General features: G+C 48.3%; 18 protein-coding genes and 1 pseudogene. 12 read left to right on the top strand and 7 right to left on the bottom strand.

All coding sequences use genetic code 11. The features are described 5' to 3' along the window. The first annotated feature begins 3 nt into the window (after positions 1 to 3). From KNQ13_RS11285 to KNQ13_RS11275, 3 genes are read left to right on the top strand one after another with little or no spacing between them, the layout of a single operon-like run. A complete protein-coding gene (locus KNQ13_RS11285) occupies positions 4 to 795 on the top strand; it encodes an AAC(3) family N-acetyltransferase (protein WP_026831229.1) in 792 nt (263 codons plus the stop codon). Positions 796 to 853: 58 nt separating this feature from the next. After that, positions 854 to 1,591: a Bax inhibitor-1/YccA family protein gene (locus KNQ13_RS11280; protein ID WP_014970162.1), complete on the top strand. Its 738-nt coding sequence runs from the start codon at positions 854 to 856 to the stop codon at positions 1,589 to 1,591. 30 nt (positions 1,592 to 1,621) lie between these two features. Continuing rightward, complete coding sequence (locus tag KNQ13_RS11275) at positions 1,622 to 2,011, top strand: thiol-disulfide oxidoreductase DCC family protein (RefSeq protein WP_026831230.1); 390 nt, start codon at positions 1,622 to 1,624, stop codon at positions 2,009 to 2,011. 87 nt (positions 2,012 to 2,098) lie between these two features. Here KNQ13_RS11275 and KNQ13_RS11270 read toward each other — a convergent pair whose 3' ends face one another. After that, on the bottom strand, positions 2,099 to 2,413 hold the full coding sequence (locus KNQ13_RS11270) for a hypothetical protein (protein ID WP_026831231.1): 315 nt from the start codon (positions 2,411 to 2,413) through the stop codon (positions 2,099 to 2,101). Positions 2,414 to 2,535: 122 nt separating this feature from the next. Between KNQ13_RS11270 and KNQ13_RS11265 the strand changes: the two genes are divergently transcribed. The 4 genes from KNQ13_RS11265 to KNQ13_RS11250 all read left to right on the top strand — a co-directional run bounded on the left by KNQ13_RS11265 (position 2,536) and on the right by KNQ13_RS11250 (position 5,219). Beyond that, positions 2,536 to 3,279, top strand: coding sequence for a nuclease-related domain-containing protein (locus tag KNQ13_RS11265; RefSeq protein ID WP_251027424.1), 744 nt, complete (start codon positions 2,536 to 2,538; stop codon positions 3,277 to 3,279). Between the two features lie 26 nt (positions 3,280 to 3,305). Then, positions 3,306 to 3,614, top strand: a complete 309-nt coding sequence (locus tag KNQ13_RS11260; RefSeq protein WP_026831233.1) for a hypothetical protein — start codon at positions 3,306 to 3,308, stop codon at positions 3,612 to 3,614. An 81-nt stretch (positions 3,615 to 3,695) separates the two neighbouring features. Then, the gene (locus KNQ13_RS11255; protein WP_026831234.1) at positions 3,696 to 4,118 is read left to right on the top strand and encodes a MarR family winged helix-turn-helix transcriptional regulator; all 423 of its coding nucleotides are present in this window, start codon (positions 3,696 to 3,698) and stop codon (positions 4,116 to 4,118) included. 72 nt (positions 4,119 to 4,190) lie between these two features. Then, positions 4,191 to 5,219 (top strand): ABC transporter permease, encoded by a 1,029-nt coding sequence (locus KNQ13_RS11250; RefSeq protein WP_026831235.1) that lies wholly within the window; start codon positions 4,191 to 4,193, stop codon positions 5,217 to 5,219. A gap of 44 nt (positions 5,220 to 5,263) precedes the next feature. Here the strand turns inward: KNQ13_RS11250 and KNQ13_RS11245 are convergent, their stop codons facing one another. Further along, positions 5,264 to 5,905 (bottom strand): SDR family oxidoreductase, encoded by a 642-nt coding sequence (locus KNQ13_RS11245; protein WP_026831236.1) that lies wholly within the window; start codon positions 5,903 to 5,905, stop codon positions 5,264 to 5,266. 206 nt (positions 5,906 to 6,111) lie between these two features. Between KNQ13_RS11245 and KNQ13_RS11240 the strand changes: the two genes are divergently transcribed. The 3 genes from KNQ13_RS11240 (at position 6,112) to KNQ13_RS11230 (ending at position 8,746) form a co-directional block, all read left to right on the top strand. Beyond that, a complete protein-coding gene (locus KNQ13_RS11240; protein WP_026831237.1) occupies positions 6,112 to 6,918 on the top strand; it encodes a transporter substrate-binding domain-containing protein in 807 nt (268 codons plus the stop codon). A 141-nt stretch (positions 6,919 to 7,059) separates the two neighbouring features. After that, positions 7,060 to 7,977 (top strand): daunorubicin resistance protein DrrA family ABC transporter ATP-binding protein, encoded by a 918-nt coding sequence (locus KNQ13_RS11235; protein ID WP_026831238.1) that lies wholly within the window; start codon positions 7,060 to 7,062, stop codon positions 7,975 to 7,977. Between the two features lies 1 nt (position 7,978). After that, positions 7,979 to 8,746, top strand: a complete 768-nt coding sequence (locus tag KNQ13_RS11230; protein WP_014970174.1) for an ABC transporter permease — start codon at positions 7,979 to 7,981, stop codon at positions 8,744 to 8,746. Positions 8,747 to 8,792: 46 nt separating this feature from the next. Here the strand turns inward: KNQ13_RS11230 and KNQ13_RS11225 are convergent, their stop codons facing one another. The 4 genes from KNQ13_RS11225 to KNQ13_RS11210 form a co-directional block, all read right to left on the bottom strand. Beyond that, a complete protein-coding gene (locus KNQ13_RS11225; protein WP_026831239.1) occupies positions 8,793 to 9,662 on the bottom strand; it encodes a hypothetical protein in 870 nt (289 codons plus the stop codon). 58 nt (positions 9,663 to 9,720) lie between these two features. Next, positions 9,721 to 10,314: an undecaprenyl phosphate transporter UptA gene (gene uptA / locus KNQ13_RS11220; protein WP_026831240.1), complete on the bottom strand. Its 594-nt coding sequence runs from the start codon at positions 10,312 to 10,314 to the stop codon at positions 9,721 to 9,723. Between the two features lie 204 nt (positions 10,315 to 10,518). After that, positions 10,519 to 11,841 (bottom strand): Na+/H+ antiporter family protein, encoded by a 1,323-nt coding sequence (locus KNQ13_RS11215; protein ID WP_014970177.1) that lies wholly within the window; start codon positions 11,839 to 11,841, stop codon positions 10,519 to 10,521. A gap of 149 nt (positions 11,842 to 11,990) precedes the next feature. Next, the gene (locus tag KNQ13_RS11210) at positions 11,991 to 12,542 is read right to left on the bottom strand and encodes a beta-class carbonic anhydrase (protein WP_014970178.1); all 552 of its coding nucleotides are present in this window, start codon (positions 12,540 to 12,542) and stop codon (positions 11,991 to 11,993) included. A gap of 333 nt (positions 12,543 to 12,875) precedes the next feature. On the opposite strand from KNQ13_RS11210, the gene adhE reads away from it, so the two are divergent. Further along, the gene (gene adhE, locus KNQ13_RS11205) at positions 12,876 to 15,470 is read left to right on the top strand and encodes a bifunctional acetaldehyde-CoA/alcohol dehydrogenase (RefSeq protein WP_026831241.1); all 2,595 of its coding nucleotides are present in this window, start codon (positions 12,876 to 12,878) and stop codon (positions 15,468 to 15,470) included. 95 nt (positions 15,471 to 15,565) lie between these two features. Here adhE and KNQ13_RS11200 read toward each other — a convergent pair. Continuing rightward, positions 15,566 to 15,706 (bottom strand): annotated as a pseudogene (locus KNQ13_RS11200) (Lrp/AsnC ligand binding domain-containing protein); the annotation flags it as partial. 84 nt (positions 15,707 to 15,790) lie between these two features. Here KNQ13_RS11200 and KNQ13_RS11195 point away from each other — a divergent pair. Next, the coding region (locus KNQ13_RS11195; protein ID WP_214773224.1) for a helix-turn-helix domain-containing protein at positions 15,791 to 15,951 on the top strand (161 nt) is incomplete at its 3' end.

The following is a 15,951-nucleotide window of genomic DNA, read 5'->3' as shown; positions in this document are numbered from 1 at the left end:
AAGATGGAAACCAAACAAATGGTAACGAAATCGATGTTGATCGCTGATTTAAAACAGCTCGGCGTGACGGCAGGAATGAAAGTATTTGTCCACAGCTCGATGAAGGAAATCGGTTGGATTCCGGGCGGCGCACAATCGATCATCGAAGCGTTGCAAGAGGTCGTCACAGCAGACGGTCTGATCATGATGGCGGCACAAAGCACCGATAATTCAGACCCGAAAAACTGGAGTCGTCCCGCCGTACCGGAAGACTGGTGGGAGACGATCCGTCAGGAAATGCCGGCGTACGATCCGGCCAAGACGCCGACGCGCGGAATCGGGAAAGTACCGGAACTGTTTCGGACATTCCCGGACGTCAAACGCAGTGAGCATCCGATGTGGTCGGTTACGGCGTGGGGCAAAGACGCAGCGTCATTCGTTGCCGGACATACGATTGAAAATGGATTTGGTCCGGGTTCACCGCTTGAGAAGTTCATCGAAGCGGACGGTCAGATTCTTCATCTCGGTTCACCGTGGGATGCGACAACCGTTTGGCATTATGCCGAATACGGGATTGTCCGCCCGGATGAAGAGTCGGGCTGTAGAGTCAATCAAGCCGGTCAAGAGGTCTTCATCACGTACCGTCACCGGATGATCGACAGTGATCCGTTTGGACCGATCGGTGAAGGATTGACGGATGAGACATTCGTGACGATAGGCAAAGTCGGACAAGCGACATCGCACCTCGTCTCGGCAAAGGAATCGATTCCCGTCGTCATGTTTCAGCTGAATGCCTTAAATAGTTGGTTAAGCTGAAACTTTTCCGGGAAACAACCGTATTAAGAAATACAAAAACAGAAGGAGTGAACGCAAGATGGCAACACGATTCAAAGTTAATCCTGCCTTGCGCCGTGGTTTTGAGACGGCGCGCGCTGGTGAACGACCGATGACAAAAGCAGGGACGATGAGTAAGATTTTCCTCTTACTTGCCCTCGTCACGGCAGCAGCCGGTGGAACGTGGTTCTTCTTAGCTGCGAATCCGCAATTTTTAGTCCCCGCCTTGATTGGTGGCGTCGTCCTCGGCTTGATTCTCGCCCTGATCATCACGTTTAAACCACGGACAGCACCGGTTCTTTCACCGGTCTACGCGATTGTCGAAGGGGTCGCCGTCGGAGCGATTTCGTTGATGTTTGAAAGCATGTACCCAGGGTTAGTCGGGAAAGCGGTCCTCGCGACATTCGTCGTCTCGTTTGCGATGTGGTTCGTCTATTCGACGGGCATGATCAAAGTGACGCAACGGTTCCGTTCGGCCGTCACGGCTGCTATCCTGTCGATTCTCGTCCTGTACGGGGTTAACTTACTCTTGACGTTGTTCGGCATCAGCTTACCGTTCATGACGGGCAGCTCGCCGCTTGCAATCGGGATCCAGTTCGTCATCGTCATCGTCGCCTCACTCTCACTTGTGATGGACTTTGATTTCATCGCCCGACAAGTCGAGGCGCGGGCACCAAAATCGATGGAGTGGGTCGCAGCGTTCGGATTGATCGTCACGATCATCTGGCTGTACATCGAAATGCTTGATTTACTATACCGTTTGGCAGCGCGTGATTGATCCCGGTTGATCTGTGAGGAGTAAATATCAATGAAACCACTGATTTTATTTGATGGGGACTGCAATTTGTGTGATGCCAGTGTCCAGTTCATCCTAAAACGCGATCAAGGTTATTATGACTTTGCGTCGCTGCAAGGAACAATTGGTCAACAGATGATTCAAAAACACCGGTTGTCGACGGATTTAAATAGTGTCGTCGTGATTGAACAGGGAGTGCCGTACGTCAGATCGGATGCGGCGCTTCGGATTACCAAGCATTTAAACAGTGCTTGGCCGCTTCTGTCAGGTTTTCGATGGATGCCACGACCGTTACGAGATGTCGTGTATGATTTCATAGCCAAGCACCGGCATGAATGGTTCGGACAAAAACAGCAATGTTTGTTACCGGATCTAAAGACATGGGCACGGTTTCACGATTAAAGTCACGGATAGAGACGTAATTAAAACCCGTTCGATGAACAAAACAACAGGCAAGTCCTCCTCTCGGAAGACTTGCCTGTTGTTCGTTCAGCTTCTGTCCGACGATGTCTCTTTGATCGCATCGACATATTGTTTTGCTTCAAGTAATGGATACCCGAGAGTACCCCGAACCAGTTTAATCGCTTCCACCGTCTCATGGTCAGACAGAAGTTGCTCAATCTGTTCATTCAGTAGGCTGTGACTGCTTTCGGCATCAGTCATGCCGAGATGTTCTTGAATACGTGTCAGTTCACGTAGTGTTTGCTGTTGTGTCATGCGAAGTTTTGCGAGTTGCTGGGAAACGGATTGCCAAACGATGATTAGCAGGATCAAGGGCAACCATGTGGAAAAAAATGAGTCCATTATCAAAAACCCTCCTTTTTCTTACCGTACCACAGCATGTACTCTGTAACAATTAGTGGAAATCCTAAAGAATTCCGTTTATTCTAGGATAGTGGAAAATTAAGGGTTACATAAAGAAAGGAATGAAATTAGTGGAAGAACTGTTAGCTGCACTGATTCCAACATTACTTCTCATCGGAAGTATCCTAATTGTTGGATTCATCGTCACGCTCGGAAGTTTGTTTTATTTCCGGCGACGATCGTTTGAAAAAAGTACATACAAGCAAGTCACGCAGGAACGTTTCCTGAAAGCCGTCCGCGACAAAGGCATTTGGGGAGAATACTTGACGACGCGTCAGCTTGAAAAAGTCGAGGGCTACGGGAAGTTTGTCATGAACACCTATTTACCAAAAGTACGGGGGAAGGGTCTAACGGAAATCGATATCACGTTTATTCACGAAAGCGGCATCTACGTCTTAGAGTCGAAAAACTACAGTGGTTGGATTTTTGGAAAAGAAGCCGACCGGCAGTGGACACAAATGTTTAAAAACCGCTACAAGCAACGGTTTTACAACCCGATCAAACAAAACGAGCAACACCTCAAAAGCATGGAACAGTTTTTAGCCAAAACAGTGGAAGACAATGTCTTTCAATCTGTCATCGTCTTCAGTGAACGGTGTGAACTGAAAAAGATTACGATTGATTCCAGTCATGTCCACGTCATCAAACGAAACGATTTACGTCGTACGATCAAGCGGCTGGCGACAGTCAAACGTTTGACATCAATGCAAGTTGATTCGGTCTACGAGCAACTCAAACAGCAATCTCAAGTCGATCAACAGGTCAAGGACGCGCATATCGAAGCGATTAAATCGTTTTCGTCGTGAAAAAAATTAGAGATGGAAGTGAAATTATGGCCATTCATCAAACCCCAATCGATTATATTGATATTCCTGCACCACAGCATAGTGAAGATGCTTATTATCGTGTTGTGTATGGTGATGTAGATTGGCAAGAAATTCAACAATATAACCGTGCTGTCTATGTATTGATGGGATACGGAAAAACCATTGCTTATCGTAGAGTAGCCCATATCTTGACGACTCCGAATACACCGAACGATCTATCCGATTTTGATAAAGTCATGGCTGCAATGCAACGGTTGAAAGACCGCAATGCTGTCTATAACGACAAACGGAGAGAGAATCACTTATCCGTTTGACAAACCACCTCATCCGGCATATAGTAAATAAGTTGAAATAATAAGTAGTGCAACTATTTATTTCGAAAGTGGGGAGTTCAAGTGAAAGAGGCAGATTGGTCACTTGGTATGCAACTGTCACGCAGCTATCATTCCTTCAAGCGTGCCGCGACGAAACGGATGGCAGAACACGATCTGACACCGGAACAGTTTTCGGTTTTGAGTGAACTTCATAAGCAAGAAGGAATCTCGCAAAAGCAGTTGGCCCTGTTCACGGAACGGGATCAGACGACGGTCGGAAAGATCCTGGATAAACTGGTGAAGAAGGAACTTGTCATCCGTTCTGCTGATCCACGGGACCGGCGGGCGTTCATCCTACTGACGACAAAAGCAGGGGCAGAGGTCATCCGAATGTTGGAACCGACGCTCGGTGAACTGCAGCAACAAGCTTTTTCCGGTCTCTCCAAAAAAGAAATCAAACATTTTATCAAAACACTTGAAACCATTCACAAAAACGTGACGTAAGTGGTTTCTCTTTTTTAAGTAAATAGTTGCACGTGCTATTATAAGTAATGCATATAAAAAGGAGCAAAACACATGAAGACCTTTAAAGATGTTTTTTCAATCACCCAAACGAAAGTCGGGTTGATGTTTGCCTTGATCGTCCCGACTTTATTTCTCGTCGTCTGGATGACGGGGTACCAAGGGGCAACTGAGCGCCTCGACCAATTACGTGTCGCCGTCGTCAAGGAAAGTTCGACGGCCGGTTTGTATGAAAACCTGCAAAAGGAAAGTCCCTTTACCGCCAAATCCGTCTCGTCGGAAACAGAAGGGCTGAAACAACTCGATGCAGGAAAAGTCGAGATGGTCCTCGTTGCCGACTTAGCGGATCAAAAGAAATTGACGTTCCATGTTAATCAGGCAAATGCCGAGTTCGCGAACGGCATTCTTAAACAGGCGACGTCTGAGATCAGCCAGATGTTAAATGGAAAACCCGTGATTACGTCTGACGTCATCGTCGAGCATCAAGTATCTGATTTTTCGACATCGATGTTACCGATTCTGTTGGGATTCGTCATCTACATCGCCGTCATGACGATGGGGATCCAGTTTAACCTCGTGATACAGATTCTAAAAAACCAGCATTCGAAGTGGTCGCTCTTTTGGAGTAAACAACTGTTGCACGGCATCGTGCTTTTGGTCGTCCCGCTTGTGATGGTGTCGCTTGCCTTTGCGTTTTCTGACATCGAAGCGTCCTTTATCAAGGTATGGGCCTTCCAACTGTTGTTGACGGCAGCCTGTATCGGTGTCACCCAGATGAACTTCACGATTTTCGGTCCGATTGCGCCCCTCGTCAATGTCGCCTTGATTCCGTTTCAGTTGATGACGGCAGGAAACATCGTCCCGCCATCGATGCTGGCCCCGTTCTATCAGACAATCGGACACTATCTGCCAGTCCCGAATGCAGTCGCCGGATTGACCCGGTTGATTTACTTTAATGGCGATATCTCGTCCTTTGTCGTCCGCCTGACGGTCATCTTGCTGATCACAGTTGCTGTTACCTTGATTCTGACTGCGCTACGCCGGGAGCAGGCCCATATCATTGAAGTAAAACAAGCATCGTAACCAAAAACGAGCTCGATCCATTTGGATTGAGCTCATTTTTCATATTAAGCAAAAATATCGGCAATCGGTGTCGTTCCTTCGAGCAGGGGAATCGTTTGACGGTACGCAGATTCCTGTTCAATCGATGCAATGACGACACGAGCGACATCGACGCGTGCGATCGTCGTCTTGTCCGTTGAAGCCGGGTCTGTCGTGACGGCACCTGTTCCAGCGTCATCGGTCAAACCACCCGGACGTAAGATCGTATAGGCAAGCGAGCTGTCCCGAAGCAGACGGTCGGCATAATGTTTCGCGACATAATATGGTTTCATGCTGTCTGACCATGTTTCCGGTGAGTCGGCGTTCAAGGCACTGACCATGATGAATTGTTTCGCCTGGACTTGTTCAGCTGCTGCGATTGATTTCGCTGCTCCGTCTAAATCGATCAAAATCGTTTTATCGGCACCGGTATGTCCACCCGATCCAGCCGTGAAGATGATGACGTCACTCCCATTGATGGCATCTGTAAGGGCTGAGACGTCCTGTTCCAGGTCGAGTAGGATCGGTGTTGCGCCAAGCGCTTCGAAATCTGCGAATTGTTCGGGCGAGCGCAAGCCGACACGGACATCATGGATGGATCCACTCAATTGCTTCGCCACCTGACGACCGACTTTTCCGTTTGCTCCAATAATGAATACGTTACTCATCTTCCATTCCTCCCATTCGTTGATTCGTTCTTTACCAGTATGGAAGAAAGTAGTTGCTTCCTGCAATCAAGAGGGCTTGACAATTGGACATGAAAGGTAAGAACTGCCGAAATAATCAAAAAACTCTTGGATAAGATAAAAGAATATGATACTGTTTTGAGTATTATACAGAAAACAGCGTGAGACAGAGAGAGGATGCGAGTGGAGTGAATAAACGACAAGGATTGGCGCTTGGTGGAGGACTGTTGCTTTCGAGCCTGCTCGCAGTGACGAAGCTGAAGGATTTGCCGGATACGCTTGGAGTCAGTAAACAAAACGTCTTCACGACGAAGAAGATCGTTGTCGGGACGACGGGTGATTATAAACCGTTTACGTACTTGAACCGTCAGACGAATGAGTACGAAGGATTCGATATTGAAGTCATCCGCTCGTTCGCGAAGACGGCCGGACTTGAAGTCGAGTTCGTCCCGACGACCTGGGCGACATTGACACGTGACTTACGGGCAGGGCGGTTCCATATGGTCGTCGGTGGCGTCACGAAAAACATCGAACGCGAAATCGTCGGCGACTTCACGAAAAGTTACTTGTCGTTCCAAAAAACGCCGCTCGTCCGTTTAGAAGACAAACACCGTCTGACCTCAATCGAAACGATCAATCGTCCGGATGTGACGATTGGCTTGAATCCGGGCGGGACAAATGAACAATTCGTCCGGCAGACGTTTGATCAGGCGAATATCGTCATGTATGCGGACAATCTTACCATCCCGGCAGCTGTTGCGACGGGGGAGGTCGATGTCATGATCACCGATACCGTCGAAGCGATTTATTATGCGTCTTTGGACACGCGGTTAGGTGCTCCGAAGATTAGTGAAAAGTGGATTCCAGCCGAAAAAAGTTATCTCGTCCAGGATCGTCAAACGGAAGTGATCGATGTGATGAACCTCTGGATGAATTCATATGAAGGAAGCGAACGTATTCAAGAATTAAAAGAAAAATGGAAGGTTGCGTCGTGACCGATGTCTCTAACCTAGTATGAGCCGAGCGAATCCGAAAGTGGGTTTGCTCTTTTTTTGTACAAATGTCTAAAAAGGGGTAAAGGTAATGTAGTCGCTTAAGTATCGAACCGATCTCTCTAGCAGAAAGGAAGGGTGACCGTGATCCAGGTAGAGCAGTTGACGAAGGAATACAACGGGAAAAAAGTCGTGGATCAGATTTCGTTTCAGGTGAAAAAAGGTGAGATTTTTGCCTTTTTAGGGCCAAACGGTGCCGGGAAGTCGACGATGGTTCAGATGTTGACGACCTTGATTTCTGTTTCGTCCGGTCACGCGACGATTAATGAGTATGACATACAACGGGATCAAAAAAATGTCCGTCTCCAAATCGGTGTCGCGCTGCAGGAGACGGGCATCGACAATGATTTAACCGGACGAGAATTGCTTGTCCTGCAAGGGAAATTATTTGGGTTTTCGCAAGCCAAGGCGACGACTCGGGCAACCGAACTGTTGGAATTGGTCGGGTTATCAAACGACGGCAATCGTCGAGCCGGTAAGTATTCCGGCGGGATGAAACGGCGTCTTGATTTGGCGTTGACGCTTGTCCATCAACCGGCTGTCCTCTTTTTGGACGAACCGACGACGGGACTTGACCCGGCGAGCCGGCAACAAATCTGGACGGAGGTCCGGCGCTTGAACGAAGAATACGGGACGACGATTTTTTTGACGACACAATACTTGGAAGAAGCCGATCAGTTGGCAGACCGGATTGCGATCATCAATGAAGGGAAATTGATTGCCGAAGGGACGGCGACGGAACTGAAGGCGATGAATGGGGCAGAACGGATTGAGGTCGTGCTCGAAGACGACCGAGCGACGGAAGCGTTTAGACAGGCGTTTGCCGGACGACTCGAAAAAGGAATGATTCTGCTTCCGTCAGAGGGGACGGAAACGCTGAAACAAGTTGTCCGTTACCTGGATGAACATCAGTTGACGGCACGCTCGCTCGTCGTCAAGCAACCGTCGCTCGACGATGTCTTCATCCAACTGACCGGTCAAGCCTATAAGGAGGAGAAGTGAGATGTGGCGCGAGACGATGATTTTGACACGACGCAGTTTACTCGTAACGTTACGGAATCCGTTTTCATTCATCCCGAACTTGATCATCAGCGTCTTCTTTTTACTCGTTTATACGAGCGGATTATCCGGCATCTCCAGTCTGCCTCAGTTCGGCGGGGTCGACTACCTGAACTTCATCTTACCGGTCTCGATCGTTTCCGGTGCGGTGGGTGGTGCGGGGGGAGCCGGTCAAGCTCTTGTCAAGGATATCGAAAGTGGTTATTTCGCAAGGCTCTTGCTGACACCGGTCTCTCGGACGGCGATTGTCCTCGGACCGATGCTTGCCGGCATGTTGCAATTGTTTGTTCAGACGTTGTTGATCTTCGGAATGGGGTTTTTACTTGGTCTGTCGATCCCGGCAGGAGCGGCCGGTTTCTTCCTGACGATCGTTCTGGCGCTTGGCTTTGGTCTCGCATTCGCCGGGTACTCGGTCGGTGTCGCCTTGAAAACCCGGAACGCACAGGCAGCACAAGCGGGGACGTTATTATTTTTCCCGTTGATTTTCTTATCGACGACATTCGTCCCCAAGGAACTGATCGAAGCCGAATGGCTGAAGGTTGCGGCGACGCTCAATCCGACGACCTATATCATGGAAGGAATGCGGGCAGTTTTGTTACGTGACGCAATCGACTGGAGTGTCTATACGCAAGGTGTAATCGTCGCGGCCGTGCTCAGTATCGCGATGGTCGTATTTGCGGCAATGAATGCTAGAGGAGCGCTTAAAAAATAAAAAACAGCCGGACACGCCATGATTTGGCGAGCGTTCGGCTGTTTTCTTACTCAACGATGAAGTCACTAAACGTTCCGGCATATAAACGTGTCTCGGTCGACAGGACGATCCGGTCCTGACGCATCTTGATCGTCCCTTGAAGCGGCGTTCCTTTTTCCGATTCAAATTGAATCCGGGCCTGCTCGTCATAACGATTGCCGTCACGTTTCAATAGATAAGTGTTGTCATTATCAGTTGAAATCAAATGCTCGCCGTGGACGATGAAATCGGAAAACTGTCGTAAAGGAGCGGCGTAACTGGTACCTTTCCCGTTTTCAAGGTGAACGATCCGGTAATCCGGATGGTAGAAAAACCACGCATCGTTTGACGAACAGACGTTTAACGCATAACAATCATCGATCGGATAATCCTTATTTTTAAAGACAGCCTGACCGTGTTCGTCAAAGACGGCTAAACCAAACGATCCGATCGAGTTGGTTGCGGCATCCGCAAAGACGCCTTCGTCAAAATAACTGACCCAAATCTGATCTTTTTCATCGACATGGACATTTTGAATGCCGTCATCGAGACAAAAACGATCCAATAAATGACCGGATGAATCATAAATGAAAGCATTCGGTAACCACGATCCATCGACATCATCGTCACACCGTGAGGCGACAAGCAGGATCCGACCGTCTGAAAACGCATCAACATAACTGAACTCCGTTTCTGCTTGCGCGACGATCGTTGTCGTCCGCCACTGATCAAACAGCCGGTGGACGTGTAGCACATCACGATGGCGTTTTGTATCGTAAATCTGTTCAATCATCATGATCTGTCCTGAAATCGTCAGTCCGGTCGCTACGTGCTTGCCCGTCACTTGAGAAGCCGTGACACGGTCGAGGTGAATTTTTAATGTGTTGGAAGTATCCAAGGTAAGTCGCTCCTTTTTAAAAACAGTCTGCCACGGAGGACAGACTGCAAAACTTGAATTACGTTGTACGCTGCCGTTTTTTCAGCGTTACATAAAGAATGATCATGACGACGGCGGCGATCAAGACCCCGTTCGTATAGGGAGCGGCGACTTCTTTGATCGAGCGCCAGTTCGTTCCGAGCGTCTCTCCGAGATAAAGAAACAAGATCGACCAGGGAATGATCGCTAGGATCGTGTAGAGTGAGAATTTGGTCTGATCCATCTTGGCAAGACCAGCAGGGATCGAAATCGCGTGACGGACGACCGGGATAAAGCGGGCCCCAAAGATGACACCTTGTCCGTACTTCACGAACCAGCGTTCTGCGAGATCAAGGTGGTGTTCCGTAATCAACAGGTATTTCCCGTATTTCAAGATCAACGGTCGACCGCCGTAACGGGCAAACCAATATAAAAATAATTGCGAAAACAAACCACCAATGACAGCGGCGACGACAGCAAGCGGCCAGCCGATCGTTCCTTGGGAAATCATGAATCCACCATAGGATAAAACGATTTCGCTCGGAATGATTTCAATCATGAGACCAAGTGCAATCCCAAAATACCCTAAGTCGGCTAAATATAATAAGACGTTGTTGACAACCTGAGATAACACATCGAACACTCCTTTTGCTTCACTTCATCCCTTTATATTAGAGAAGAAACGCAGAAATTGAAAGAAAAACATGATGGACTCCACTAAACTGATATGCAGACAGCATCTTTAACGGAAAAAACGAGAAGCTGGATCGGACAAAGCAACCTAAAAAAAGAACCAACGTCAGCAAAAGACGTTGGTTCATTGTCGTAGAAAGATCAGTTACAAGACCATCGCAGCAATCGTACCAAAGACGAGTAACGGCAGATTGTAGTGCAGGAACGTCGGGATGACGGTCTCACGCATGTGATCGTGTTGGCCGTCTGCATTCAGTCCGCTGGTCGGACCGAGTGTCGAATCCGATGCCGGACTACCAGCGTCACCGAGTGCACCAGCTGTTCCGATGATGGCGATCGTCGCTTCTAAACTGAATCCGTATTGGATACAAAGTGGGACGAAGATCGCGGCGATGACAGGGACGGTCGAGAAACTTGAACCGATGCCCATCGTGACGAGCAAACCAATCAACAGCATGACGAAGGCCGCAACGAGTTGCGAGTCCCCCATCAAGGATTTCGAATTCTCGACGAGCGGGTTGATATCGCCCGTTTTCCGGAGGACGTTTGAGAAACCGTTCGCGGAAATCATGACGAAACCGATGAACGACATCATCCGCATGCCGCGGGTAATGACGTCGTCCGCTTCACTGAATCGCACGAGTCGGAGGACGAGGAATAAAACAAGACCGGTCGTCGCAGCAATGATCATCGATTCTGTCGTCAACTGGACAGCCAGTGTCGCAAGGACGACAAGCCCGCTGAGGAATAACTTCGTTTTCGTGATGACGGGAATCTCGTAATCGTCCGGTGCGATATTGCGCATTTCATACTCGCGCGGTTTCCGGTAATTATAGAGACCGATCAACAGTCCGATGAGCATCCCGAGTGCCGGAATCGCCATCGCTTGGACGACGGACGCGCCAGCGATGTCCATTCCATTTTTTTCGATGTTCGGTAACAGGATTTGATTTAAATAAATATCACCAAAACCGATCGGCAGGAACATGTACGGTGTGACAAGACCAAATGTCATGACGATCGCCATCAGACGACGGTCAATCTTCATTTCATTAAAGAGACCGAGTAATGGCGGAATGATGATCGGAATAAAGGCGATGTGGATCGGCAAGACGTTTTGCGAGCTGATGGCGAGCAAGAGAATCGCAAAGATGATGAATCCTTTGAGCTTTTTGACGGATGTCGCATCCGCTGATCCTTTGGAACGTGTGATCAAAGCGTGCGCCAAGGCATCCGGAAGACCGGTTTTTGACAAGGCGACGGCGAATGCGCCAAGCAGGGCGTAACTAAGAGCGATTTCGGCTCCGGCGCCAAGCCCTTCGGCAAACGTTCCGATCGTCGTATTGAGACCAAGACCGCCGATCAATCCACCGGCAAGAGCACTGAGGACCATCGCGAGGACGATATGGACGCGGAAGATGGCTAAAACAAATAATAGAACAACGGCAATAATAACGGCATTAAACATAACTAAAACCACGCTTTCTTTTGGTATCACTGTACTATACTAAAGTATCATACAGACCGTTCTTTTGACTGTCAAGAAAAAAACACAAAAAAGGTAGGCCTGACGTCAGATTGAGACAGGTCCTACCTTTCTTCTTCATTAAATGGTCTTCAGCAATCGACTTGATCGAGTTTTCCGGTCCCTGGATCGATGACGAGTCCATGGACTTCTGTTCCCGGTGGTAACAACGGATGGTTTTTGATCAGACCAACCGAGTGGCTGACGTTTTCCTCGACCGAAGTGAAGCCGCGTAACCATTGTTTCAAGTCGACACCGGAAGCATCCAGTGTATGCAACACCTGTTCATTGATTCCACGGTCTTGCATCTCGGCAATCATCTTTGCCGGATCAATCGTGCTCATGCCGCAGTCATGATGTCCGATGACAATGACTTCCTCTGCACCAAGTGCATACAAAGCGACGAGGATCGACCGCATGACGGAACCAAACGGATGGGACAGAACGGCCCCGGCATTTTTGATGATTTTCGCATCACCGTTTTTAAGACCAAGGGCGTGTGGAAGGAGCTCCGTCAAACGTGCATCCATACAGGTCAGAATCACAACCTTCTTATCCGGGAATTTATCCGAGATGAACTGTTCGTATTGTTTTTCTTCAACGAACTGTTGATTAAACGCAAGCATTTGATTAACGATTGACATGAAACTTCCTCCTTTAAGACAAATGAATGATGGAACTATTCCTAGCGTACACGATGAACGATTGGTCAGACAAGCAGATTCATGAATTGTTGTGACAGTTGTCACAGGAGAGGGATGAAAAGACGGATCCTTGCGTCAGAACAGGTTGTTTTAATGAAAACGTTCTCATTCATGTGAAATAGTTCACAGGATGGTCATGCACAAATTGAGCAAAAGGCGGTATGATTGATTTGTGAAGGAAAGCACAAACTACTCGATATCAGCTTGGCATTCCTAACATGTAGTAAGGAAATGCAGACTCAGATTCGTTCCAAAATAGGGAGGAAACCTAACATGGCTGTCAAAGAAAAAATCAAACAAGATGTCTCACCTGTCGAACAAGCAATCAATCAAATCGTCGCGAAAGGTCAAACGGCGTTACAAGAACTATTAACATTTGATCAAACGAAAATCGATGTAATCGTCCGTGACATGGCGCTTGCCGGTCTCGAACGGCACGTCGAACTCGCACGACTTGCGGTTGAAGAAACAGGACGTGGTGTCTTTGAAGATAAAATGATCAAAAACATGTTTGCGACGGAATATATCTATAACAGTCTTCGTGATGAAAAAACGGTCGGGATCTTAGAAGAAGATGTCCAAAACGGGATCACCTACATCGCGGAACCGGTCGGTGTCGTCTGTGGCGTCACACCTGTGACGAATCCGACATCAACGACGATGTTCAAAGCGTTGATTGCGATCAAAACGCGCAACCCGATCATCTTCGCCTTTCATCCGTCCGCACAAAATTGCTCACTTGAAGCGGCCAAAACGTTACGTGACGCTGCCGTTAAAGCTGGTGCCCCGCAAGATTGTATCCAGTGGGTCGAACAACCGTCTCTCGAAGCAACAAAAGTCTTGATGAACCACACCGACATCGCGATGGTTCTTGCGACGGGTGGAGCCGGCATGGTCAAATCAGCGTATTCAACCGGCAAACCGGCACTTGGTGTTGGACCAGGGAACGTACCGTGTTACATCGAAAAATCAGCAAAAATTAAGCGGGCCGTCAGTGATTTGGTCCTCTCGAAAACATTTGATAACGGAATGATCTGTGCCTCCGAGCAAGCGGTCATCGTCGATCAAGAGATTTATGCAGAAGTGCGGGCAGAGATGGAAGCGCTCGGTTGCTACTTCTGTACAGCAGACGAGAAAAAACGTCTTGAAGCACTTGTCATCAAAACCGACACATGTGCCGTCAATGCGGACATCGTCGGGAAACCGGCAACATGGATCGCAGCGAAAGCGGGCATCGAAGTCCCGAGCAATACGGTCATGCTCGTCGCCGAACTCGAAAAAGTCGGCACCGAAGAACCGCTCTCACATGAAAAGCTAAGTCCCGTCCTTGGTGCCTATAGCGTCCAATCAACAGAAGACGCCTTCCACGTCGCCGAACGGATGCTTGAAATCGGTGGTCTCGGTCACACGGCGGTCATCCACACGACGAACGATGACTTGATGACAGCGTTCGGACTCCGGATGAAAGCCTGCCGAATCCTTGTCAACAGCCCGTCAGCACACGGTGGGATTGGTGACTTGTATAACGAATTGACTCCATCGCTGACACTTGGTTGCGGATCATACGGGAAAAACTCGGTCTCTGAAAACGTAACGGCGAAACATCTACTCAATATCAAGAAGGTGGCGAGACGACGCGTGAACATGCAGTGGTTCAAAGTACCGGAAAAGATTTTCTTTGAAAAAAACTCGGTTCAATACTTGAAATCAATTCAAAACGTCTCACGGGCCTTGATCGTCACTGATCAATCGATGGTCGAATTCGGTTACGCCGATAAAGTCATCCGAAACTTACCAGCAGGTGTCAGCTACCGGATTTTCGACCAAGTCGAACCTGACCCGTCAGTCACGACGGTCGAAATCGGGGCACAAGCGATGCGGGACTTCCAACCCGACTTAATCATCGCCCTTGGTGGGGGATCTGCGATGGATGCAGCGAAAGGCATGTGGCTGTTCTATGAGCAACCAAATGAGAAGTTCTCAAACTTACGTCAAAAATTCCTCGATATCCGGAAACGTGCTTATAAATTCCCGGAACTCGGAAACAAAGCGAAGTTCGTCGCGATTCCGACGACGTCAGGAACAGGTTCTGAAGTCACACCGTTCACGGTCATCACGGATAAAGAGAAAAACGTCAAATATCCGATTGCTGACTATGCATTGACACCAGACATCGCGATCATCGATCCAGAATTCGTCATGACGGTGCCCGCTTCAATCACAGCTGATACAGGAATGGACGTCTTGACGCATGCGACAGAAGCGTTCGTCTCAGTCCTTGCGAACGACTATACGGACGGACTGGCATTAAAAGCAATCAAGATGATCTTCGACTACTTGCCACGCGCTTACGATAACGGTTCAGACGCGGAAGCACGCGAAAAAGTTCACAATGCGTCAACGATGGCAGGGATGGCGTTTGCCAATGCCTTCCTCGGCATCAACCACTCAATCGCGCACAAAATCGGTGGGGAGTTCCACACACCACACGGTCGGACAAATGCGATTCTGATGCCGCACGTCATCCGCTACAATGCAGCGAAACCAACGAAACTTGCTTCATTCCCGAAATATGAATCATTCATCGCGGATGAACGATATGCGGAAATCGCCCGTTACCTCGGTCTGCCGGCAGCAACGACGGAACAAGGTGTCGAATCACTCATCCAAGCGATCACAGAACTCGGACAACGCCTCAACATCAAGATGTCGTTTAAAGCCCAAGGCATCAAAAAAGCGGACTTCGAAGCGAAACTCGACAAGATGGCAGTCGATGCGTTTGAAGATCAATGTACAACAGCGAATCCGAAAATGCCGCTCGTGACGGAACTCCGTCAGATCATGGAACTCGCCTACGAAGGCATCTAATAGAGAGAAAAACATCATGGCAATTCAAAAGAGCCTTGCTTCCGGTCGACGGAGGCAAGGCTTTCGTGTGTTCATAATCGTGAAGTCGCGTTCACTCATTTGTTAATCACAATGGATAATTGATAGTTCACATGCACATTTAAATCAACTAAAAACGAATCCAATTCTTTGTTAGATGGAAAGCGACATTCGAGCAGGTAACAACTGTCCCCACTGATTTTATAATTATTCAGAACTGGATGGTCTACAGTTAGTTGGACATAAACCTTAAGGTCAATTAGACTTAGGAAAATTATGAACAGCAGAGGAGAATCACCTTCATGAATAAACGGGAACGAAGAATTTTTAGCGATTCATTCAAACAACAGATGGTCCAACTCCATTTGAATGGCAAATCACGCGCCGATATCATTCGGGAATATGACTTGACGCCTTCGGCATTTAATCGCTGGATCAACCAAAGTAAGACGACCGGATCCTT

Source organism: Exiguobacterium sp. s128 (assembly GCF_018618815.1).
Taxonomy (GTDB): Bacteria; Bacillota; Bacilli; order Exiguobacteriales; family Exiguobacteriaceae; genus Exiguobacterium_A; species Exiguobacterium_A antarcticum.
Note: the sequence above shows the minus strand (reverse complement) of the source record. Positions and strands in the feature narration are given on the sequence as shown.